The organism is Enterobacter sp. E20 (assembly GCF_000801755.2).
In the GTDB taxonomy this organism is placed as follows: Bacteria; Pseudomonadota; Gammaproteobacteria; order Enterobacterales; family Enterobacteriaceae; genus Enterobacter; species Enterobacter asburiae_B.
Map to the genome: position 1 here is coordinate 4426308 of NZ_CP012999.1, position 21741 is coordinate 4448048.

At 57.1% G+C, this 21741-nt stretch carries 19 protein-coding genes; 10 read left to right on the plus strand and 9 right to left on the minus strand.

The genetic code is table 11. The annotated features are described in order from the left end of the window. Positions 1-28: 28 nt before the first annotated feature. Complete coding sequence (gene glpE / locus NI40_RS20730) at positions 29-361, minus strand: thiosulfate sulfurtransferase GlpE (protein WP_006177908.1); 333 nt, start codon at positions 359-361, stop codon at positions 29-31. Positions 362-663: 302 nt separating this feature from the next. Here glpE and glpD point away from each other — a divergent pair, with 302 nt between their 5' ends. Beyond that, complete coding sequence (gene glpD, locus NI40_RS20735) at positions 664-2172, plus strand: glycerol-3-phosphate dehydrogenase (RefSeq protein ID WP_023309507.1); 1509 nt, start codon at positions 664-666, stop codon at positions 2170-2172. A gap of 95 nt (positions 2173-2267) precedes the next feature. On the opposite strand, the gene glgP is transcribed toward glpD, so the two are convergent. From glgP to asd, 6 genes are all read right to left on the minus strand, one after another. After that, positions 2268-4715, minus strand: a complete 2448-nt coding sequence (glgP, locus tag NI40_RS20740) for a glycogen phosphorylase (protein WP_029740650.1) — start codon at positions 4713-4715, stop codon at positions 2268-2270. Between the two features lie 18 nt (positions 4716-4733). Further along, positions 4734-6167 carry a glycogen synthase GlgA gene (gene glgA, locus NI40_RS20745; RefSeq protein ID WP_039263066.1) on the minus strand — a complete coding sequence of 478 codons (1434 nt, stop codon included), beginning with the start codon at positions 6165-6167 and terminating at the stop codon, positions 4734-4736. Beyond that, positions 6167-7462 carry a glucose-1-phosphate adenylyltransferase gene (glgC, locus tag NI40_RS20750; protein ID WP_023337914.1) on the minus strand — a complete coding sequence of 432 codons (1296 nt, stop codon included), beginning with the start codon at positions 7460-7462 and terminating at the stop codon, positions 6167-6169. The genes glgA and glgC overlap by 1 nt, the downstream gene beginning before the upstream one ends. A 17-nt stretch (positions 7463-7479) precedes the next feature. Then, on the minus strand, positions 7480-9453 hold the full coding sequence (gene glgX / locus NI40_RS20755) for a glycogen debranching protein GlgX (RefSeq protein WP_039263065.1): 1974 nt from the start codon (positions 9451-9453) through the stop codon (positions 7480-7482). Next, positions 9450-11636 (minus strand): 1,4-alpha-glucan branching enzyme, encoded by a 2187-nt coding sequence (gene glgB, locus NI40_RS20760; RefSeq protein ID WP_033147085.1) that lies wholly within the window; start codon positions 11634-11636, stop codon positions 9450-9452. The genes glgX and glgB overlap by 4 nt, the downstream gene beginning before the upstream one ends. Positions 11637-11885: 249 nt before the next feature. Continuing rightward, positions 11886-12989: an aspartate-semialdehyde dehydrogenase gene (gene asd / locus NI40_RS20765; protein WP_032662235.1), complete on the minus strand. Its 1104-nt coding sequence runs from the start codon at positions 12987-12989 to the stop codon at positions 11886-11888. A 179-nt stretch (positions 12990-13168) separates the two neighbouring features. Between asd and yhgN the strand changes: the two genes are divergently transcribed. Next, entirely contained in the window at positions 13169-13762 is a 594-nt protein-coding gene (gene yhgN, locus NI40_RS20770; RefSeq protein ID WP_003861574.1) for an NAAT family transporter YhgN, read from the plus strand. Positions 13763-13915: 153 nt separating this feature from the next. On the opposite strand, the gene tusA is transcribed toward yhgN, so the two are convergent. After that, entirely contained in the window at positions 13916-14158 is a 243-nt protein-coding gene (tusA, locus tag NI40_RS20775) for a sulfurtransferase TusA (protein ID WP_008503071.1), read from the minus strand. Positions 14159-14325: 167 nt separating this feature from the next. Here tusA and NI40_RS20780 point away from each other — a divergent pair, with 167 nt between their 5' ends. Further along, positions 14326-14991 (plus strand): 7-cyano-7-deazaguanine/7-aminomethyl-7-deazaguanine transporter, encoded by a 666-nt coding sequence (locus NI40_RS20780; protein WP_023309514.1) that lies wholly within the window; start codon positions 14326-14328, stop codon positions 14989-14991. 72 nt (positions 14992-15063) lie between these two features. Then, on the plus strand, positions 15064-15621 hold the full coding sequence (locus NI40_RS20785; RefSeq protein WP_023309515.1) for a DcrB family lipoprotein: 558 nt from the start codon (positions 15064-15066) through the stop codon (positions 15619-15621). A 4-nt stretch (positions 15622-15625) separates the two neighbouring features. Here the strand turns inward: NI40_RS20785 and NI40_RS20790 are convergent, their stop codons facing one another. Continuing rightward, complete coding sequence (locus NI40_RS20790; RefSeq protein WP_039263064.1) at positions 15626-16843, minus strand: MFS transporter; 1218 nt, start codon at positions 16841-16843, stop codon at positions 15626-15628. A gap of 145 nt (positions 16844-16988) precedes the next feature. Here NI40_RS20790 and NI40_RS20795 point away from each other — a divergent pair, with 145 nt between their 5' ends. From NI40_RS20795 to NI40_RS20820, 6 genes are all read left to right on the plus strand, one after another. Then, the gene (locus NI40_RS20795; RefSeq protein WP_032662225.1) at positions 16989-18038 is read left to right on the plus strand and encodes an AI-2E family transporter; all 1050 of its coding nucleotides are present in this window, start codon (positions 16989-16991) and stop codon (positions 18036-18038) included. Between the two features lie 337 nt (positions 18039-18375). After that, the gene (locus NI40_RS20800) at positions 18376-18765 is read left to right on the plus strand and encodes a hypothetical protein (protein ID WP_023309518.1); all 390 of its coding nucleotides are present in this window, start codon (positions 18376-18378) and stop codon (positions 18763-18765) included. A gap of 69 nt (positions 18766-18834) precedes the next feature. Further along, positions 18835-19899, plus strand: a complete 1065-nt coding sequence (locus tag NI40_RS20805; RefSeq protein WP_039263063.1) for a methyltransferase — start codon at positions 18835-18837, stop codon at positions 19897-19899. 66 nt (positions 19900-19965) lie between these two features. Next, on the plus strand, positions 19966-20688 hold the full coding sequence (locus NI40_RS20810) for a beta-ketoacyl synthase chain length factor (RefSeq protein ID WP_039263062.1): 723 nt from the start codon (positions 19966-19968) through the stop codon (positions 20686-20688). Next, entirely contained in the window at positions 20685-21500 is an 816-nt protein-coding gene (locus NI40_RS20815; RefSeq protein WP_033146839.1) for a lysophospholipid acyltransferase family protein, read from the plus strand. Before NI40_RS20810 ends, NI40_RS20815 begins: the two co-directional genes overlap by 4 nt. Continuing rightward, positions 21481-21738 (plus strand): phosphopantetheine-binding protein, encoded by a 258-nt coding sequence (locus NI40_RS20820; RefSeq protein WP_008503081.1) that lies wholly within the window; start codon positions 21481-21483, stop codon positions 21736-21738. The genes NI40_RS20815 and NI40_RS20820 overlap by 20 nt, the downstream gene beginning before the upstream one ends. Positions 21739-21741 lie beyond the last annotated feature (3 nt).

Consider the following 21741-nt stretch of genomic DNA (forward strand, 5'->3'; position numbering starts at 1 on the left):
CCACACAAAAGGGGACAGTATAGCGGGATCAGCGCTCAAAAGCGTATTCCACTTCTGCCGGGAAATGACGATGCCAGGCATCGAAACCGCCGTCGACGCTGTATACCGCGTCGTAGCCCTGCTGAAGCAGATACTGCGCCGCGCCTTTGCTGCTGTTGCCGTGGTAGCACATGACCATGACCGGCGTCTCGAAGTCGTTATCGCGCATAAACGCGCCCAGCGTGTCGTTAGTGAGATGAAACGCGCCCGGCGTGTGGCCCATCGCAAAACTCTGCGGATCGCGGATGTCCACCAGCACCGCTTTTCCCTGGTGCATCTTCTGGTGGGCTTCTTCTACGTTAATACATTCAAACTGATCCATGGTGTTCTCTTTCGCTTATTCAGGTTTTATGCCGCCTGCTGACCCTCACCCCTGCCCTCTCCCTAAAAGGGAGAGGGAGCAAACCATCCCCTCGCCCCTCTGGGGAGAGGGTTAGGGTGAGGGGAGAGAGCATCAGACCGCACTATTTTACCCCGTAGTGTACGTCCTGGCGGCGGGTAAACGCCATTATGTTATCCATATCACTCTAAATTGTTTTTTTGATGTTACCAAAAGCGCGTTCCTTTGCTATTATGAGCGATATCGAACATTTCTGAGCTTTAACGAAAGTGCATGAGGGTGTTATGGAAACCAAAGATCTGATTGTGATAGGCGGTGGCATCAACGGTGCCGGTATTGCGGTCGATGCCGCAGGACGCGGTTTATCCGTACTGATGCTGGAAGCTAACGACCTCGCCTGCGCGACGTCGTCCGCCAGCTCCAAACTGATTCACGGTGGCCTGCGCTACCTGGAACACTACGAATTCCGCCTGGTCAGCGAAGCGCTGGCCGAACGTGAAGTGCTGCTGAAAATGGCACCGCATCTGGCGATTCCGATGCGCTTCCGCCTGCCCCATCGCCCGCATCTGCGTCCGGCGTGGATGATCCGAATCGGTCTGTTTATGTACGATCATCTGGGTAAACGCACCAGCCTCCCGGGTTCGAAAGGTTTGCGTTTTGGCTCAGAATCGGTCCTTAAGCCTGAAATCGTGCGCGGTTTCGAATATTCCGACTGCTGGGTGGACGATGCGCGTCTGGTGCTGGCGAATGCCCAGATGGTCGAGAAGAAAGGTGGCGAGGTGAAAACCCGTACCCGCGCGACCTCTGCCCGTCGTGAAAACGGCCTGTGGATCGTGGAAGCGGAAGACATCGATACCGGCGAGAAATTCAGCTGGAAAGCGCGCGGCCTGGTGAACGCTACCGGCCCGTGGGTGAAGCAGTTCTTCGACGACGGCATGCATCTGCCTTCGCCGTACGGCATTCGCCTGATCAAGGGCAGCCACATTGTGGTGCCGCGCGTGCATACGCAGAAGCAGGCCTACATTCTGCAGAACGAAGACAAGCGCATCGTGTTTGTGATCCCGTGGATGGACGAATTCTCGATCATCGGTACTACCGACGTGGAGTACAAAGGCGATCCGAAGAACGTCGAGATCGACGAGAGCGAAGTGAACTACCTGCTCAAAGTGTATAACGCGCACTTCAGGAAGCAGCTGTCACGCGATGACGTGGTCTGGACCTACTCCGGCGTGCGTCCGCTGTGCGATGACGAGTCTGACTCACCGCAGGCGATTACTCGCGACTACACGCTCGATATTCACGACGTTGACGGTCAGGCGCCGCTGCTTTCCGTATTTGGCGGCAAGCTGACCACCTACCGCAAGCTGGCCGAGCACGCGCTTGAAAAACTGGCGCCGTACTACAAAGGCATTGGCCCGGCATGGACCAAAGGCGCGGTACTGCCCGGCGGTGATATCGGCGACAATCGCGATGATTACGCCGCGAAGCTGCGCCGTCGCTTCCCGTTCATCACCGAAGGGATGGCGCGCCACTATGCCCGCACCTACGGCAGCAATACCGAGCTGTTCCTGGCCGACGCGAAGGACATTGCGGATCTGGGCGAGCATTTCGGCCACGAGCTGTACGAAGCCGAGCTGCGCTACCTGGTTGAGCACGAGTGGGTTCGTCGTCTGGATGATGCTATCTGGCGTCGTACCAAAGAAGGGATGTGGCTCAACGCCGAGCAACAGTCTCGCGTGGCGCAGTGGTTACAGCAAAATGCGGGGAAGCGTGAGCTGTCGCTGGCGTCGTAATACGATCGGTGCGGGCTGATGCCCTCACCCTGACCCTCTCCCACAGGGAGAGGGAACAAACACTAAAAACGGCAACCGAGGTTGCCGTTTTGCTTTTATAACCTCACCGGATCAATATGCCAGATCGTCTCGGCATACTCCTTGATGGTCCTGTCGGACGAGAAATAGCCCATATTGGCGATGTTATACATCGCGGCGCTGGTCCACTTCTCCTGCTGACGGTACAGCTCGTCAACCTTATCCTGACAGTCCACGTAGCTGCGATAGTCCGCCAGCACCTGGTAGTGATCGCCAAAGTTAATCAGCGAATCGACCAGATCGCGGTAGCGGCTCGGTTCATCCGGGCTAAACACGCCGGTCGCGATCTGCGTCAGCACCTGACGTAACTCTTCATCCTCTTCGTAATATTGACGCGGCGAGTAGCCTTTCCTGCGCAGCGCCTCCACCTCTTCCGTCGTATTACCGAAGATAAAGATATTTTCTTCGCCCACGTGCTCCAGCATCTCGACGTTCGCCCCGTCAAGCGTACCAATGGTCAGCGCGCCGTTAAGGGCAAACTTCATGTTACTGGTGCCGGATGCTTCCGTACCCGCCGTGGAAATCTGCTCAGAGAGATCCGCCGCCGGGATGATCATCTGCGCCAGGCTCACGCTGTAGTTCGGAATGAACACCACTTTCAGCTTGTCGCCAATGTCCGGATCCTGGTTGACCACCTTCGCCACGTCGTTGATGAGATGAATGATGTGCTTCGCCATGTAGTAGGCGGAGGCCGCCTTACCGGCGAAGATCTTCACGCGCGGCACCCATTCGGCCGTTGGATCGGCCTTAATGCGGTTGTAATGGGTGATCACGTGCAGCACGTTCATCAGCTGACGCTTGTATTCGTGGATGCGTTTGATCTGAACGTCGAACAGCGCTTTCGGGTTTGCCACCACGTTGAGGTGCATCGCCAGCCAGACCGCCAGACGCTTTTTGTTCAGCAGCTTGGCTTCGCGCACGGCTTTGTTCACCGTCGGGAAATCAATATGCTGTTCCAGCTCGCTCAGCTGGCTCAAATCGGTACGCCAGGTACGGCCGATATTCTCGTCCAGCACCTCAGAGAGCGGCTGGTTGGCCAGCGCCAGCCAGCGGCGCGGCGTGACGCCGTTGGTCACGTTGCAGAACCGCGTCGGGAAGATTTTCGCGAAGTCCGCAAAAAGCGACTGCACCATCAGGTTCGAGTGGAGCTCGGACACGCCGTTGACCTTGTGGCTGATGACGACCGCCAGCCAGGCCATGCGCACGCGGCGCCCGTTCGATTCATCAATGATGGATGCGCGGCTCAGCAGCCCGGTATCGTTCGGGTATTGCTCCTGCAGGGTCTTGAGGAAGTAGTCGTTAATCTCAAAGATAATCTGCAGATGGCGCGGCAGGATTTTGCCGAGCATGTCCACCGGCCACGTTTCCAGCGCTTCGCTCATCAGCGTGTGGTTGGTGTAGGAGAATACCTGACAGGTCACTTCAAACGCGTCATCCCAGCTGAACTTGTGTTCGTCGATCAGCAGGCGCATCAGCTCCGGTATGGAAAGCACCGGGTGGGTGTCGTTAAGGTGAATCGCCGTTTTCTCCGCCAGGTTGGCGTAGGTTTTGTGCAGCTGATGGTGGCGGCTGAGGATGTCCTGAATCGTCGAGGAGACGAGGAAATACTCCTGACGCAGGCGCAGCTCGCGACCGGAGTAGGTCGAGTCATCCGGGTACAGCACGCGGGACACGTTCTCGGAGTGGTTTTTGTCTTCCACCGCCGCAAAGTAGTCCCCCTGGTTGAATTTACCGAGGTTGATTTCGCTACTGGCCTGGGCGCTCCACAGGCGCAGCGTGTTGGTGGCATCGGTGTCATAGCCGGGGATAATCTGGTCGTAGGCCACGGCCAGGATCTCTTCCGTTTCTACCCAGCGGGATTTTTTGCCTTCCTGCTGGATACGTCCGCCAAAGCGCACCTTGTAGCGCGTATTGTGGCGCTTGAACTCCCACGGGTTGCCATACTCCAGCCAGTAGTCCGGCGACTCTTTCTGGCGCCCGTCGACGATGTTCTGTTTGAACATACCGTAGTCGTAGCGAATACCGTAGCCGCGGCCCGGCAGCGCCAGCGTTGCCAGCGAGTCGAGGAAGCAGGCAGCGAGACGCCCCAGACCGCCGTTGCCGAGCCCCGGGTCGTTCTCTTCGTCGATCAGCTCTTCTAAATCTAACCCCATCTCTTCCAGGGCGGTTTTGACGTCGTCATAAATACCGAGTGACAACAGCGCGTTGGACAGCGTGCGGCCAATCAAAAATTCCATCGACAGGTAGTAAACCTGACGCGTTTCCTGCGAGAGCTGGGCGCGGTTTGAGCGCAGCCAGCGTTCAACTAAGCGGTCACGCACCGCAAACAGGGTGGCGTTAAGCCACTCGTGCTTGTTGGCGATAACCGGATCTTTCCCGATGGTGAACATCAGCTTGTAGGCGATGGAGTGCTTTAACGCCTCAACGCTGAGCGTGGGTGAAGAGTAGCTAAATGGAGCGTTCATATCAGTAACTTCGCCTCGTTACATCAAGCGTTGATAGAGATCGCGGTATGACTGCGCCGCGACATGCCAGCTAAAGTCCATGGACATCGCCTGACGCTGAACGTAACGCCAGAGCGATGGACGGGACCACAAGACGAAAGCACGCCGAATCGCCCGAAGCAGCGACCAGGCATTACTGTCCTCAAAGACAAACCCGCTGGCGATACCGTCCGCCAGGTTTTCCAGAGAGCTATCGGATACGGTATCCGCCAGTCCGCCCGTGCGGCGCACCAGCGGCAGCGTGCCGTATTTCAGGCCGTAAAGCTGCGTCAGGCCGCAGGGTTCGAAACGGCTCGGCACCAGGATGACGTCCGCGCCGCCCATGATGCGGTGCGAGAACGCTTCGTGGTAGCCAATCTGCACGCCCACCTGCCCCGGATGTTCCGCCGCGGCGGCAAGGAAACCTTCCTGCAGCACCGGGTCGCCCGCGCCGAGCAGCGCCAGCTGTCCGCCCTGCTCCAGTAAACCGGGCAACGCCTCCAGCACCAGATCCAGCCCTTTCTGGCTGGTCAGGCGGCTGACCACCGCGAACAGCGGCACTTTATCGTTAACCTTCAGGCCCATCGCAATCTGCAGCTGGCGTTTGTTTTCCGCTTTGTCTTCCACGGAATCACGGCCATAGCGCGCCGCCAGCAGGAGATCGGTTTCCGGGCTCCAGATCTGTTCATCCACGCCGTTCAGAATGCCCGACAGGCGGCCTTCGCGGTGGCGCTGTTGCAGCAACCCTTCCATGCCGTAGCCAAACTCCGGCTGGGTGATCTCACGCGCGTAGGTTGGGCTCACCGCCGTGATGTGATCGGCGTAGTACAGCCCGGCTTTCAGGAACGAGATCTGCCCGTTAAATTCCAGCCCGTGCATGTTATAGAACGATAATGGCAGATCGATTTCACTCATGTGATGGGCATAGTACATCCCCTGATACGCCAGGTTATGCACGGTAAAGACCGATTTCGCCGGATGGCCGCGCGCCGCGAGATACGCCGGGGCAAGCCCGGCGTGCCAGTCGTGCGCGTGCACCACATCCGGGCGCCAGAACGGATCCAGCCCCGTCGCCATTTCTGCCCCGACCCAGCCGAGCAGCGCAAAGCGCAGCACGTTATCGGTGTAGGCGAACAGGTTCGTATCGTGATACGGGCTGCCCGGTCGCTCGTATAAGTGCGGCGCGTCGATCAGGTAAATCCCTACGCCATTGTAATGTCCAAACAGCAGGGTGATGCGTCCGGCGAAGGTCTCACGGCGGGTCACCACTTTTGCATCGGGAATTCCACGCCGGATATCCGGAAAGGCGGGCAGCAGGACTCGGGTATCCACGCCTCCGGCGATTTGCGCTGCCGGTAATGCACCCAGAACATCTGCCAGACCGCCCGTTTTTAACAACGGGAACATCTCAGAACATACATGTAAAACCTGCATCATCGCTCCTGTTTGATCTGCAGCTTCCGCAACATTTCCCGTGTGACTAACACGATCCCCTCTTCCGAACGATAGAAACGACGCGCGTCTTCTTCCGCGTTCTCACCAATCACCATCCCTTCTGGAATGACGCAGGCACGATCGATAACGCAGCGACGCAGACGGCACGAGCGCCCTACCCAGACATCAGGCAGCAAGACTGCCGAATCGATATTACAGAATGAATTTATTCGCACGCGGGGGAACAGCACCGACTGCACCACCACCGAGCCTGAAATAATGCACCCGCCGGACACCAGCGAGTTCAGCGTCATACCGTGGCTGCCGGAGCGGTCCTGCACGAATTTGGCCGGCGGCAGCGATTCCATATGGGTACGAATCGGCCAGTTCTGGTCGTACATATCCAGCTCAGGCGTGACCGACGCCAGGTCGAGGTTCGCTTTCCAGTAGGCTTCCAGGGTTCCCACATCGCGCCAGTAAGGTTCCGCATTGGGGTCGGACTGCACGCAGGACAGCGGGAAAGGATGTGCATAGGCCATGCCAGCTTTAGTGATTTTCGGAATGATGTCTTTACCGAAGTCGTGGCTGGAGTTTTCGTCTTTGTCATCGTCTTCCAGCAGCTCATAAAGATAATCTGCATCAAAGACATAAATCCCCATGCTGGCGAGCGATTTGGTGTCATCGCCCGGCATGGTTGGCGGGTTCGCCGGCTTTTCAACAAAGTCGATAATTTTGTCGTCGGCATCCACGTGCATCACGCCAAACGCCGTCGCTTCAGCAACGGGCACAGGCAGACACGCTACGGTGCAGCGCGCCCCTTTTTCGACGTGGTCGATGAGCATGTGGGAGTAATCTTGCTTGTAGATATGGTCCCCGGCGAGGATCACGATGTATTCCGCGTTATAGCGGCGAATGATGTCGAGGTTCTGCGTCACTGCATCCGCCGTTCCGCGGTACCAGTTCTCACCGTGGACGCGTTGCTGAGCGGGAAGGAGATCGACAAACTCGTTCATCTCTTCGCTGAAGAATGACCAGCCGCGCTGGATATGCTGAACCAGCGTGTGCGACTGATACTGCGTAATGACGCCAATACGGCGAATGCCCGAGTTCAGGCAGTTGGAGAGCGCAAAGTCGATGATACGGAACTTACCACCAAAGTGAACGGCCGGTTTCGCGCGCTTGATGGTCAAATCTTTCAGACGGGTACCACGTCCACCCGCAAGTATCAGGGCAACCGTTTTTAATGGTAGCTGGCGTGCCAACATTAAGGGATCGTTCTTCTCTAATCTAACCATGACTAACTCCTTTTTTATCATCTTTGGAATACGCACACTCCGTGCGCAGGCCCGTGCCAGACAGCCATTACTACCGGATTATCCGCTCCGGCAAAGGGGGGAACAGCTCGCCATTCCCCTTCAGGTAAAACAATCTCTGCGACGTCATCCGTCGCGTTCAGCGTGACCAGCCATTTATCCGACAGCAGGATTTGCAGGCGTGGTACGCCGTGTTGCCACTCTTGCGCGCTTAACGGTTGCGCGTCTTGATTCAACCAGCGAACGTTGCCGTCACCCTCTTCCCACCAGCGGTCGGCGGTCAGCGCGGGGATCTGCTGGCGAAGATGGATCAGCGCAGCGGTAAAATGAATCAGCCCGCTGTTGGCTTCACCCCAGTCGAGCCAGGTTAACGTGTTGTCCTGGCAATACGCATTGTTGTTACCGTGCTGGCTATGGCCGTGTTCATCGCCTGCCAGCAGCATCGGCGTGCCCTGCGACAATAAAAGCGTTGTCAGCAAAGCGTGAACGCTGGCGCGTCGCCGCTCGATGACGTCCAGGCTACCGCCTAACCCTTCTATACCATGATTAAAGCTATGGTTATTGTTAGTACCATCGCGATTCTCTTCGCCGTTTGCCTCATTGTGTTTCTGATTGAAACAAACGCAGTCCCTGAGCGTAAAACCGTCGTGTGCCGTCAACAGATTGACAGTGGCCGACGGGCGTTTGCCGTCGCGCTTAAAGAGATCGCTTGAAGCGGCAAAGCGTCCGGCGAACTCCCCCAGCGACAGATTCCGTTCCAGCCAGAAGCGGCGCGCGGCATCGCGGTAGTGATCGTTCCACTCGGCAAACAGCGGCGGGAAATTCCCGACCTGATAGCCGCCTTCACCGATGTCCCACGGCTCGGCAATGAGCTTCACCTGCGAGAGCACCGGACAGTTTTTTATCGCCTCAAACAGCGGCGCCTGCTGGCTGAACGCTGGCGTGCGCCCCATCACTGGCGCCAGATCGAAACGAAAACCGTCGACGTGGAACGTCTCCACCCAGTATTTCAGGCATTCATAAGCAAAATGCGTGACCGCCGGATGGCTGAGGTTGAGCGTGTTACCGCAGCCGGTCCAGTTCTCATAATCGCCATCCTGCCTGATCCAATAATAGCTACGGTTATCAATTCCGCGCATGGAGAGCGTCGGACCGTCGAGATCGCTTTCGGCACTGTGGTTCAGCACGACGTCCAGAATGACCTCAATGCCCGCCGTATGAAGCGCCCTCACCGCATCGCGAAACTCGTCACGCGCCTTTTCCGGATGGGCGGCATAGCGTGGCTCAAGCGCGAACATCGCCAGCGGGTTATAGCCCCAGTAGTTGCTTAGCCCCAGCCGCTGCAGGCGCGGCTCGCTGGCAAAGTGGGCGACGGGCAACAGTTCCAGCGCGGTGATGCCGAGGTGTTTCAGGTAGGCGATCATGGTTGGATGCCCGAGCGCCTTATAGGTGCCGCGCATCTCTTTGGGGATCGACGGGTGCAGGTACGTCAGCCCTTTGACGTGGGCTTCATAAATGACGGTATTGCCCCACGGCGTCTGCGGCGGGGCATCGTCTTCCCAGTCATAAAGATCGTTCACCACCACGCTTTTTGGCGCGACGGGCGCGCTGTCGCGGTGGTCGGGCTCGCCGTAGCCCACGTGGAAGAGCGGGTCGTCTTTAAACTCGCCGTCCACGCGGTGCGCGCACGGGTCGATCAGCAGCTTCGCCGGGTTAAACCAGTGCCCCTGCGCCGGAACCCACGGACCGTGTACGCGAAAGCCATAGTGCATGCCTGGCCGTCCTCCGGCCAGGTAGCCGTGCCAGGTATCCCCCGTGCGCGCGGGTAAATCGTAACGGTGCTCGTTACCTTCCCCATCAAACACGCACAGTTCTACCCGCTCAGCGTGAGCGGAAAAGAGGGTGAAATTGACACCCTTTCCGTCAAAACGCGCGCCGAGCGGTTCGGGTTTACCTGCCGTAAGCTGCGTCATTCGCCCTCCCGCATCAGCCAGATGGTGCCAAGCGGCGGCAGCGTCAGGCTCAGGGAGTTGGGTCGCCCGTGGCTTTCGATGGCGTCGCTCTGGACCAGCCCGCCGTTACCGGCGTTGCTGCCGTGATAGTGCATGGAGTCGGTATTCAGGATCTCGCGCCATTTGCCCGGCTGGTTAATGCCGAAGCGGTAGTGTTCGCGCGGCACCGGCGTGAAGTTGCTGGCGACGATGATTTCGTTACCCGCTTTGTCACGACGCACAAAGACAAACACCGAGCGCTCGTGGTCGTCCACCACCAGCCACTCAAAGCCGTACGGATCGAAGTCGAGCTCGTGCAGCGCTTTGTGGTGGCGATAGGTCAGGTTCAGGTCGCGCACCAGACGCTGCACCCCGTGGTGCCAGTTGTCGCCGCCTTCCAGCAGGTGCCAGTCGAGGCTGGCATCGTGGTTCCACTCGCGTCCCTGGGCGAACTCATTGCCCATAAACAGCAGTTTCTTGCCCGGGAAGGCAAACATCCAGCCGTAGTAGGCGCGCAGGTTGGCAAACTTCTGCCACGCGTCGCCCGGCATGCGGTCGAGAATGGATTTTTTGCCGTGCACCACTTCATCGTGCGACAGCGGCAGCATGAAGTTTTCGGTGTAGTTGTAGAGCATCCCGAACGTCAGCTTATCGTGATGATACTTACGGTGAACCGGATCCAGCTTCATGTAGTCGAGCGTGTCGTGCATCCAGCCCAGGTTCCACTTATACCAGAACCCCAGGCCGCCTGATGACGGCGGACGGGAGACGCCCGCAAAGTCGGTCGACTCTTCCGCCATAGTCACGGCACCGTCCACCTGTTCGCCGATAATGCGGTTTGTATTGCGCAGGAATTCAATCGCTTCCAGGTTTTCACGGCCGCCAAACTCGTTCGGGATCCACTCGCCCTCTTTGCGGCTGTAGTCGCGGTAGATCATCGACGCCACCGCATCGACGCGCAGGGCATCAATGCCAAACCGCTCGATCCAGTACAGGGCATTCCCGACCAGGTAGTTTGCGACCTCACGGCGACCGTAGTTGTAGATCAGCGTGTTCCAGTCCTGGTGATAGCCTTCGCGCGGGTCGCTGTGCTCGTAAAGCTTCGTGCCGTCAAACTCTGCCAGCGCAAAGTCATCCGCAGGGAAATGGCCCGGCACCCAGTCGAGGATGACGTTCAGCCCGGCGGCGTGCGCGGCATCAATGAAATAGCGGAAGTCATCGCGCGTGCCAAAGCGGCGCGTTGGCGCATACAGCCCGGTAGGCTGATAGCCCCAGCTGCCGTCGAACGGGTGCTCGTTGACCGGCAGCAGCTCAAGGTGGGTAAAGCCCATCCATTTGGCATAGGGCACCAGCTGGTCGGCAAGCTCACGATAGCTCAGCCAGAAGTTGTTGTCGGTGTGGCGACGCCAGGAGCCAAGGTGTACCTCATAGACGGAGATGGGCGCGTCAAAGCGGTTGGCCTGTTTACGCTCCTCCGTCTGGACGACCTTCTCCGGCAGGCCGCAAATCAGCGACGCGGTATCCGGGCGCATCTGCGCTTCGAAGGCATACGGGTCGGCTTTAATGCGCAGCTTGCCGTTGGCGTCGATCATCTCGAATTTATAAAGCTGCCCGGGGTGCGCCCCCGGGATAAACAGCTCCCAGATGCCGCTTTCCCGGCGCAGGCGCATCGGGTGGCGGCGGCCGTCCCAATAGTTGAACTGGCCGACAACGGAGACGCGCTGGGCGTTAGGCGCCCACACGGAGAATCGCGTGCCGGTAATGCCGTCCATGGTATCGGCATGGGCACCCAGCGTTTCATAAGGGCGAAGATGCGTTCCTTCGGAGAGCAGCCAGGCATCCATCTCTTTAAGCAGCGGGCCAAAGCTGTAAGGATCGTCAATCAGGTTTTGCTGACCGTGCCAGAGAACGGCGAGCTGATAGCGAAAAGGGTTTTTACGGCGGGGCATCACGCCCGAGAAAAAGCCACGGGAATCGAGGCATTCAAGATTACCGACCTTGCGGCCGGTTTTGGGTTCAATCACCCAGACTTCTGTGGCATCCGGTAACAGTGCCCGAACTTCAAGGCCATCCTCAGTTTGATGCATCCCAAGCACAGAAAAGGGGTCAGCAAAATGACCCGCAATAAGCGCATTAATCACGTCTCTATCCACACGATCGGACATGGTATTCATCCTGTTTTTTATGTCGTCCTTTTTAAGCGCTCCGGGACGACTTTTAATGTGACCTGAACGGGACAGCACAAAAATGTGCATCCATTCTGCTCCGTTCGAACCTCAGGTAAGAAATGACTCTTCCTTAAAGCATAGCCAACGCTCTAGATGACTCCTGATAAAAAATAAGACATACGCGTGTTACTCCATGTAGTACGCAAAAAAAGGGGGTGAAAATCACCCCCGGTAGTTAACAAATTATTACGCCAGCTGGCGCAGCATGCGGCGCAGCGGCTCGGCGGCGCCCCACAGGAGCTGGTCGCCGACGGTGAACGCGGAGAGATACTCCGGCCCCATGTTCAGCTTGCGCAGACGGCCAACCGGCGTGGTCAGCGTGCCGGTCACGGCAGCCGGGGTCAGCTCGCGCATGGTGATATCGCGATCGTTTGGCACCACTTTCGCCCACGGGTTGTGCGCGGCCAGCAGCTCTTCCACGGTCGGAATAGACACATCTTTTTTCAGTTTAATGGTGAAGGCCTGGCTGTGGCAGCGCAGCGCGCCGATACGCACGCACAGACCGTCAACCGGAATGGTGTTCGCGGTCGCAAGGATTTTATTGGTCTCAGCCTGGCCCTTCCACTCTTCGCGGGTCTGGCCGTTATCCAGCTGTTTGTCGATCCATGGGATCAGACCACCGGCCAGCGGTACGCCGAAGTTGTCCACCGGCAGCTCGCCGCTGCGGGTCAGCTGAGTGACCTTACGTTCGATATCGAGGATCGCGGACGCCGGGTTTGCCAGCTCGGTCGCGACGCTGTGGTGCAGCTGGCCCATCTGGGTCAGCAGCTCGCGCATGTGGCGCGCGCCGCCGCCGGACGCCGCCTGGTAGGTCGCCACGGAGACCCACTCAACCAGATCCTGCGCGAACAGGCCGCCGAGGGACATCAGCATCAGGCTGACGGTGCAGTTACCGCCGACAAAGGTTTTCACGCCGTTGTTCAGGCCGTCGGTGATGACGCCCTGGTTCACCGGGTCGAGAATGATGATGGCATCGTCTTTCATGCGCAGCGAAGAGGCCGCGTCAATCCAGTAGCCCTGCCAGCCGCTTTCACGCAGCTTTGGATAGATTTCGTTGGTATAATCGCCGCCCTGGCACGTCACAATAATGTCGAGTGCCTTCAGCGCTTCCAGATCGTAAGCATCCTGCAACGTGCCTGTGGTACCACCAAAGGACGGAGCAGCCTGGCCGAGCTGGGAAGTGGAGAAGAAGACCGGGCGGATAGCGTCGAAATCGCGCTCTTCAACCATGCGTTGCATGAGTACAGAGCCGACCATACCGCGCCAGCCGATAAAACCAACGTTTTTCATAGCATTTTTTTCCTGCTGAGGGTGTGTGCTGATTGTGCAAGCCAGTATTGAACTGGGATATGCTTCACATTACAAAATGCTGCCAAAGTCGCAAGCGAAATTAATCGATGATTGCCCGGCAATCAGAAAAAGCGCTAATCATCGGAATAACACTACTAAGTATCAGGGATAATTTAAAGATGAGTGAAATCATTTCCGCGGCGGTTTTATTGATCCTGATTATGGATCCACTGGGAAACCTGCCTATCTTCATGTCGGTGCTGAAGCACACCGAGCCGAAGCGCCGCCGCGCGATCATGATCCGCGAGCTGCTCATCGCCCTGCTGGTGATGTTTATCTTCCTGTTTGCCGGTGAAAAAATTCTCGCGTTCCTGAACCTGCGCGCCGAAACCGTGTCGATTTCCGGCGGGATTATTCTGTTCCTGATTGCCATTAAGATGATTTTCCCAAGCGCGGAAGGCAGCAGCAGCGGCCTGCCTGCGGGTGAAGAGCCGTTTATCGTGCCGCTGGCGATTCCACTCGTCGCCGGGCCGACCATTCTGGCCACGCTGATGCTTCTGTCGCACCAGTATCCGAATCAGATGAGCCATCTGGTGATTGCCCTGCTGATCGCCTGGGGCGGGACGTTTATCATCCTGCTGCAGTCGTCGCTATTCCTGCGCCTGCTGGGTGAGAAAGGGGTGAACGCGCTGGAACGCCTGATGGGGCTGATTCTGGTGATGATGGCAACGCAGATGTTCCTGGACGGGATCCGCGCGTGGATGAAAGGCTAGGTAAACGCAAAACGGCAATCAAAGATTGCCGTTTTTAGTGTTTGCACCCTCTCCCCGTGGGAGAGGGGCGGGGTGAGGGCATCAGGCCGCAGAGGACACATATTCGTCGGGTGGCGGCTTCGCCTTACCCGACCTACAGCAACGCCAGCCCATCTAACCCTTACGAATCAAATACCGGTACGGCAGCGCTTCGGTCTGCTGTGCCACCAGCTCATGCTCCATAAAGGTACAAAAACCGGGAATATCGCGGGTCGTGGCCGGGTCGTCGGCAATAATCAACAGCGTTTCACCGGTCTGCATGTTGCGCACGGTTTTGCGTACCATCATTACCGGTTCCGGGCAGCGAAGGCCCTGGGCATCAAGAGTGTGGTCTGGGCTGGAAAACAGGTCGGTCATGGTCTTCTCGGTCTGGTAAAAACGGCTGTAGTTTACGCCCGGTTGCGATCAATGCAAACCAGGTTAACGATTGCGTAAAAACTAACCATTGCAATGTCCTGCCAAAGCAGTATCATGCTGCGGTTTTTATTGGGTTCCCTCACCCCAACGTATAAAAAGGTCACAATATGACGTCGTTTTCTGAATCACAGCGCGTAAAAGCGTTGTTCTGGCTTTCGCTTTTCCATTTGCTGGTGATCACCTCCAGCAACTATCTGGTGCAGCTCCCAATCTCCATCTTTGGTTTTCATACCACCTGGGGCGCATTCAGCTTCCCGTTTATTTTCCTCGCGACGGATTTGACCGTGCGTATCTTTGGCGCACCGCTGGCTCGCCGTATTATTTTTTCGGTCATGCTCCCGGCGCTGTTCATCTCGTACGTGGTTTCGTCACTGTTTTATATGGGAAGCTGGCAGGGCTTTGAGGCATTAACCCACTTCAACCTGTTTGTTGCCCGTATCGCCGCGGCAAGCTTTATGGCCTACGCGCTGGGGCAGATCCTCGACGTGCATGTGTTTAACCGCCTGCGTCAGAATCATCGCTGGTGGATGGCGCCAACCGCCTCCACGCTGTTCGGTAACGTGAGCGATACGCTGGCCTTCTTCTTCATCGCCTTCTGGCGCAGCCCGGATGCGTTCATGGCCGAACACTGGATGGAAATCGCGCTGGTGGACTACTGCTTCAAGGTCCTTATCAGCATTGTGTTCTTCCTGCCGATGTACGGCGTGCTGCTCAATATGCTGCTGAAAAGGCTGGCAGATAAATCTGAAATCACGGCATTGCAGGCTGGTTAAGGGTTCGCTTTATCAGTTGTGATAAGATGAGCGAATGAGCCGTTATGGCCGTTTATCGAAAGGAAGAAGTCAATGCGCAATCTGGTTAAATATGTCGGGATTGGCCTGCTGGTTGTGGGTCTTGCAGCCTGTGATAACAGCGACACGAAAACGCCTGCTCAGGGCGCATCCGCAGAGAGCAACGCGACCGGCCAGCCGGTGAATCTGATGGATGGCAAACTCAGCTTCTCTCTGCCAGCCGATATGACCGATCAGAGCGGCAAGCTGGGCACCCAGGCGAATAACATGCACGTTTACTCCGACGCAACCGGGCAGAAAGCGGTCATTGTGATTGTGGGCGACGACACCAGCGAAGACCTGGCCGTCCTGTCCAAACGTCTGGAAGATCAGCAGCGCGGCCGCGATCCTCAGCTGCAGGTCGTGACCAATAAATCCATCGAGCTGAAAGGCCACACGCTGCAACAGCTCGACAGCATCATCTCTGCAAAAGGCCAGACCGCCTACTCTTCTGTGGTGCTGGGCAAGGTTGATAACAAACTGCTGACCCTGCAGATCACCCTGCCAGCCGAAGATCAGCAGAAAGCGCAGACGGCTGCTGAAAACATCATTAACACCATCGTGATCCAGTAACGCTTCACGACGATGACGTGGCCTCCGGTGCCTGCACCGGGGGCCATTTTTTTAGCCGCCACGTCAGCAGCAGCGCAATCACCACCAGACCCGCCGCGGCAAGATAGATCACCGGAACCCCTGCCCAGGCCATCACCAGCCCCGCCAGCGGGCCGGTAATGCCTAAAGACATATCCATAAATACCGTATAGGTCGCCAGCGCCGCCCCCTGATTCTGCTGCGGCACGGCTTTTACCGCCACCACGCCCAGCGCCGGGAAGACCAGGGAAAAGCCAGCCCCCGCGAGGAACACGCCCACTTTCGCGACCCAGGGCACCATCGCAATTCCGGTCAGTAGCAGCCCGACAATCTCTATCGCAAAGCAGATCATCGCCACATTCAGCCCGCCAAGGCGGTTGATGCCGTTAGGGAAAAGCAGGCGGGCGCCAACAAACGCACAGCTGAACAGGGTTAATGCAAAGGCTGCGCCGTCCCAGCCTTTGGCGTCGTAGAACAGGGTAATAAAGGTCGCAATCACGCCGAAGCCGGTAGTCGCCAGCGCCAGCGCCATGCCGTACGGCCAGACGCGCCCCAGCACCGCCCGAAACGGCAGCGGCTTGCCTTTGCTGGCCTTCACTTTCGGACGCGGCAGCGCAAAGAGGATTGCCAGCAGCGCGACCGCCATAATGGTGATGGAAAGCCCATACAGCCCGCCAAGCGCATAGCAGGCCACGCCGAGCGGCGCCCCGAGCGCCATCGCACCGTAGGTGACAATCCCGTTCCAGGAGATCACCCGGCCAATGTGCGGCGCGCCTACCACACCCACGCCCCACAGCGTCGAGCCGGTTCCCGCCAGACTTTGCCCAATGCCCAGAATGACGCGGCCCAGGCAGAGCAGCGCCAGGCTGACCAGCGGCCAGTGGCCGGTTGCGGCAGCCAGCAGGTAGCTCAGGCCACTGAGAAAACAGCCGCACAGCCCCACCACTACGATGCTTTTTGGACCGAACGCGTCCGCGTAGCGCCCGGCATGCGGGCGGCTGAGGAGCGTGGCGAAATATTGCAGGCTTATCACCAGCCCCGCCCAGAAGGCGCTGAAGCCCATCACGTCATGGACATAGCCCGGCAGGACCGCCAGCGGCAAGCCGATGGTCAAATAGCTGGCAAAGTTGAAAATAACAACGGAAACGATGCGCAGATTGAGGCGCAGTCCGCTCAGTGCCGGTTCAGCGGCAGGTTCGGGCATGGGGTTCTACCTGGATTTTTTACAACAGTGTTTCACTATTACCACGGCGCAATAAGAAAATCAGCCCCGACTTTCAGATTAACGGTGCCAGACGAAGCGAAGCCCGGGCACTACACTTATCGGGTCATCATATTAAGGAACACGCATGATCGCTAACCCGTCCGACAAAGCAGGACTCCACATCTTATTAAAACTCGCCTGTCTGGTGGTTATCCTTGCGGGTATCCATGCTGCCGCTGACATTATTGTTCAGCTCCTGCTGGCGCTCTTTTTTGCCATTGTGCTTAATCCTCTGGTCACCTGGTTTTTACGCCGGGGCGTCAGCCGTCCGGTAGCCATCACCATCGTGGTTATTGTCATGCTGATTGGCCTGACGGCGCTCTTCGGCGTGCTGGCGGCATCGCTGAGCGAATTCTCCACCATGCTGCCGCAGTACAACAAAGAGCTGACGCGTAAAATTGTCGCGCTGCAGGAGATGGTGCCCTTCCTCAATCTGCATATCTCACCCGAACGGATGCTGCGCAGGATGGACTCCGAGAAGGTCATGACCTACGCCACCACCTTGATGACGGGGCTTTCCGGCGCGATGGCCAGCATTCTGCTGCTGGTCATGACCGTTGTGTTTATGCTGTTCGAAGTCCGCCACGTCCCCTATAAGCTGCGCTTTGCGCTGAACAATCCGCAAATTCACATTGCCGGGTTACACCGGGCCCTGAAGGGCGTCTCCAAATATCTGGCGCTGAAAACGCTCCTGAGCGTCTGGACCGGGGTGATTGTCTGGCTGGGGCTGATGCTGATGGACGTGCAGTTCGCGCTGATGTGGGGCGTGCTGGCCTTTCTGCTGAACTACGTGCCCAATATTGGCGCGGTGCTTTCCGCCGTGCCGCCGATGATTCAGGCGTTTCTGTTTAACGGCTTCTACGAATGCATGCTGGTCGGCGCGCTGTTCCTCGTCGTGCATATGGTGCTGGGCAATATTCTTGAGCCGCGCATGATGGGACACCGGCTGGGCATGTCGACGCTGGTGGTCTTTTTATCCTTACTGGTTTGGGGATGGCTGCTGGGCCCGGTCGGTATGCTGCTGTCGGTCCCCCTGACCAGCGTATGTAAAATCTGGATGGAAACCACCAAAGGCGGCAGCAAGCTGGCGATCCTGCTCGGGCCGGGGAGGCCGAAAAGCCGGTTACCCGGCTAACCGACCTACCTGTACAGGTAGGTTTAAACCGTCAGTAATACACCGTAAATTACCGCGTCCCTAATCCGTCGCGGTATTTTTATTTGCGTTAAGGCGATACTCATTCTGTTTTTAATTACGCCGCGCGCATTACGTTCAAACGCAATTCATGATTTAACGCAAATTATAAAAAATGAAATTCTTATTTATTTTCCATGTTATTATGCCCGTCTTCGCGTCAACGTAATGTAAACATTAATATTGATTAAAAAATGCACCCAGCGATAACAAAAAGCCGGATGAATATTATTTGTAAAAAACACTACCTTTAATTGTTATTATTGATATGGAGTTGTTGATGAAAAAGATCGTTAAATGGTGTGCTGCTGCCGTATTCGTTGGCGCACTGGCAGGCTGTGCGCGCACCGCCCCAATTGCTCAGGTTCACTCTATTGTAAGCGCGGGCCATACTGCCGATCAGGTAAAAACGGCAATTTTGAAAGCAGGCCAAAAACGCGACTGGATCATGACGGAAACCGGCCCGGGAATGATTAAGGGGCGTCTGCAGTCACGCGATCACTCGGTCCAGGTGAGTATTCCGTACACGGCCACAAGCTATTCAATCAACTATGAAAACAGCCTTAACCTGAAAGCGGCAGACGGTAAAATTCACAAAAATTATAACCGTTGGGTAAATAACCTCGACCACGATATTCAGCTGAACCTCTCCGCTGGCGCCGCGCTGTAATATTTTTCTAAAGTCGGGCCGCGTATGGCCCGATAACCTCTCTTTATTAGCTTCAAAGGTTACGCAGGAATGTACGAAAAGGACACACTCAGCGCACTGGATGCCATTACCGAAGCGCAACGCATCGCCTTTGCCCCGATGTTATTCCAGACTGCGCTTTGTCTGCGTAACTCAGGCGTTCTCGCCTGGCTCGATAAACAAGGTAAAAAAGGGGCAAGCCTCGAGGAAATAACCGAACACAGCACGCTCGGCAGCTATGGCGTCAGCGTACTGCTGGATATGGGATTAAGCGGTCGAATTGTTACCCAACAGAATGGACGTTATTTTCTGGCGAAAGTGGGCCATTTTTTACTGCACGACGAAATGACCCGCGTAAATATGGATTTCACCCAGGACGTTTGTTATCAGGGGCTATTTCACCTGGCGGACGCCCTGCAGGAGGAAAAACCTGCCGGATTAGCCGTGTTTGGCAACTGGCCAACCATCTACCCGGCGTTATCCCAATTACCTGCTCCGGCGAAAGAGAGCTGGTTCGCCTTCGATCATTACTATTCTGACGCCGCTTTTGACGCTGCTTTGCCATATATATTCGCAAGCTCGCCGACAAAATTGTACGATGTGGGCGGAAATACGGGTAAATGGTCGTTACGCTGCTGCCGCTATGACAAAAATGTTGCCGTGACGATCCTCGATCTGCCGCAGCAGATAGCGCTGGCGCAGGAAAACATCGCAAAAGCAGGTTTTTCTCATCGTATTGCATTCCATGCTGTCGATATGCTTAGCCCAGCAACATTGCCGGGTGACGCCGACGTCTGGTGGATGAGCCAGTTCCTGGATTGTTTCTCTCCGGATCAGATTGTCGCCATGCTGACGCGCGTCGCGCAGGCCATGAAGCCAGGCGCACGTTTGTGCATCATGGAGCTTTTCTGGGATGCTCAGAAATTTGAAGCAGCCTCTTTCAGCCTGAATGCCACCTCGCTCTATTTCACCTGTATGGCGAATGGCAATAGCCGGTTTTACAGCGTAGAGAAGTTCTATCGCTACCTGGAGAGCGCAGGTTTCAGCGTTGAACAGCGGCTGGACAACCTTGGGGTCGGTCATACCCTGCTGATATGCACCAAACGTGAACAATAGAGCAGCTTAGCTGCCGGGTGGCCCAGTCTGCCCTTTGAATACGGTTTTTTTCGCGGACGCGCGTAGATGAAATTTTCACTGAACATTATCGACTGGCAGGCGAGAGCGCCAGGACTCAGCGATGCCACAGAGTGGCAGGCATGGTCGCGCCTGCAGTTGGCCGTTGACCCAGCGGCCCCGCTTCCCCGCCTGACCGCTTTACCCATGATGACCGCGCGCCGCCTCAATTCAGGCAGTAAGCTGGCGGTGGATATTGGTCTTGCCATGCTGCAAAACCACGCCATTGATGCCGTCGTCTATTCCAGCCGCCACGGCGAGCTGGAGCGCAACTACCGTATTCTGCATGCTCTGGCGACCGGGCAGTCCGTTTCACCCACCGACTTCGCGATGTCCGTGCACAATTCCGCGGTGGGTAATCTCACGATCACCGCACGCCAGGCCATCGTCTCGTCATCCATTTCTGCCGGGCTGGACACCTTCCAGCAGGCCTTATGCGAAGTGCTGAGCCTGCTGCATGCGGGCTATTCCCGCGTCCTGCTGGTCGACTTTGACGGCGCGCTGCCGGAATTTTACCATCCGGCGCTACCGCCGCACATGCCCACCTGGCCCTACGCGCTGGCGCTGGTGATTGAATCCGGCAACGGATTGCAGTGTGAAACCCGCAGCGGCAGCACGGGTGAAGAACCCGCCCTGCCGCAAAGCCTGATGTTCCTGCAGCGCTATCTCAGCGAGGAACGTCAGTTTGCGGTGCCCGGCGAACGTTTGCTGTGGCAATGGACGCGCGCATGAACCGCCTGGCTGCCCGTATCAACTGGTTATGGCGTCTGGTGATGACCGGCTTCTGCTTCGCGCTGTTTGGCGTGGGCGGGCTGCTGCTGTCGTTGGTCTGGTTCAACCTGCTGCTGATCGTCCAGCGCGACCGCGCCAGCCGTCGCCGCCTGGCGCGTCGCAGCATTGCGGCCAGCTTCCGCTTCTTCCTGACCGTTGCGCGCGGCCTCGGCGTACTGGACTATCGCATTCACAATCTTGACGCGCTGCGCAGCGATCGGGGTTGTCTGGTGGTGGCTAACCACCCCACGTTAATTGACTACGTGATTCTGGCGTCGGTGATGCCCGAAACCGACTGTCTGGTGAAAAGCGCGCTGCTGCGCAATCCCTTTGTCAGCGGCGTTATCCGCGCGGCGGATTATCTGATTAACAGCGAAGCCGAGCCCCTGCTCGCGGCCAGCCAGCAGCGTCTGGCTCAGGGCGACACGCTGTTAATCTTCCCGGAAGGCACGCGTACCCGGTTTGGCGAGGCTATCTCCCTCCAGCGCGGCGCGGCAAATATCGCCGTGCGCTGTAACAGCGATCTGCGGGTGGTGCTGATCCACTGTAGCGAACACCTGCTGGATAAAAAAAGCCACTGGTATGATGTACCGCCAGAAAAACCTGTTTTCACCGTGGATGTCCGCGACCGCGTGAACATCGACGAATTTTACGATGCAAATGAACAAGAACCGGCGCTGGCGGCAAGGCAGTTAAACCGGCATCTGCAGCATCGATTAACATCAGGCCTTCAATCTTTGTCAGGAATTAATGATGCAAGCGCTTTATCTTGAAATTAAGAATCTCATTATCACCACGCTGAATCTGGACGAGCTTACCGCAGAGGATATTGATACCGATGCCGCGCTGTTTGGCGATGGGCTGGGTCTGGACTCCATTGACGCGCTGGAACTGGGTCTGGCCGTGAAAAACCAGTATGGCGTGGTGCTTTCTGCCGAAAGCGAAGAGATGCGCCAGCACTTCTTTTCCGTCGCCACGCTGGCGTCCTTTATCAACGCTCAACGCGCCTGAGAT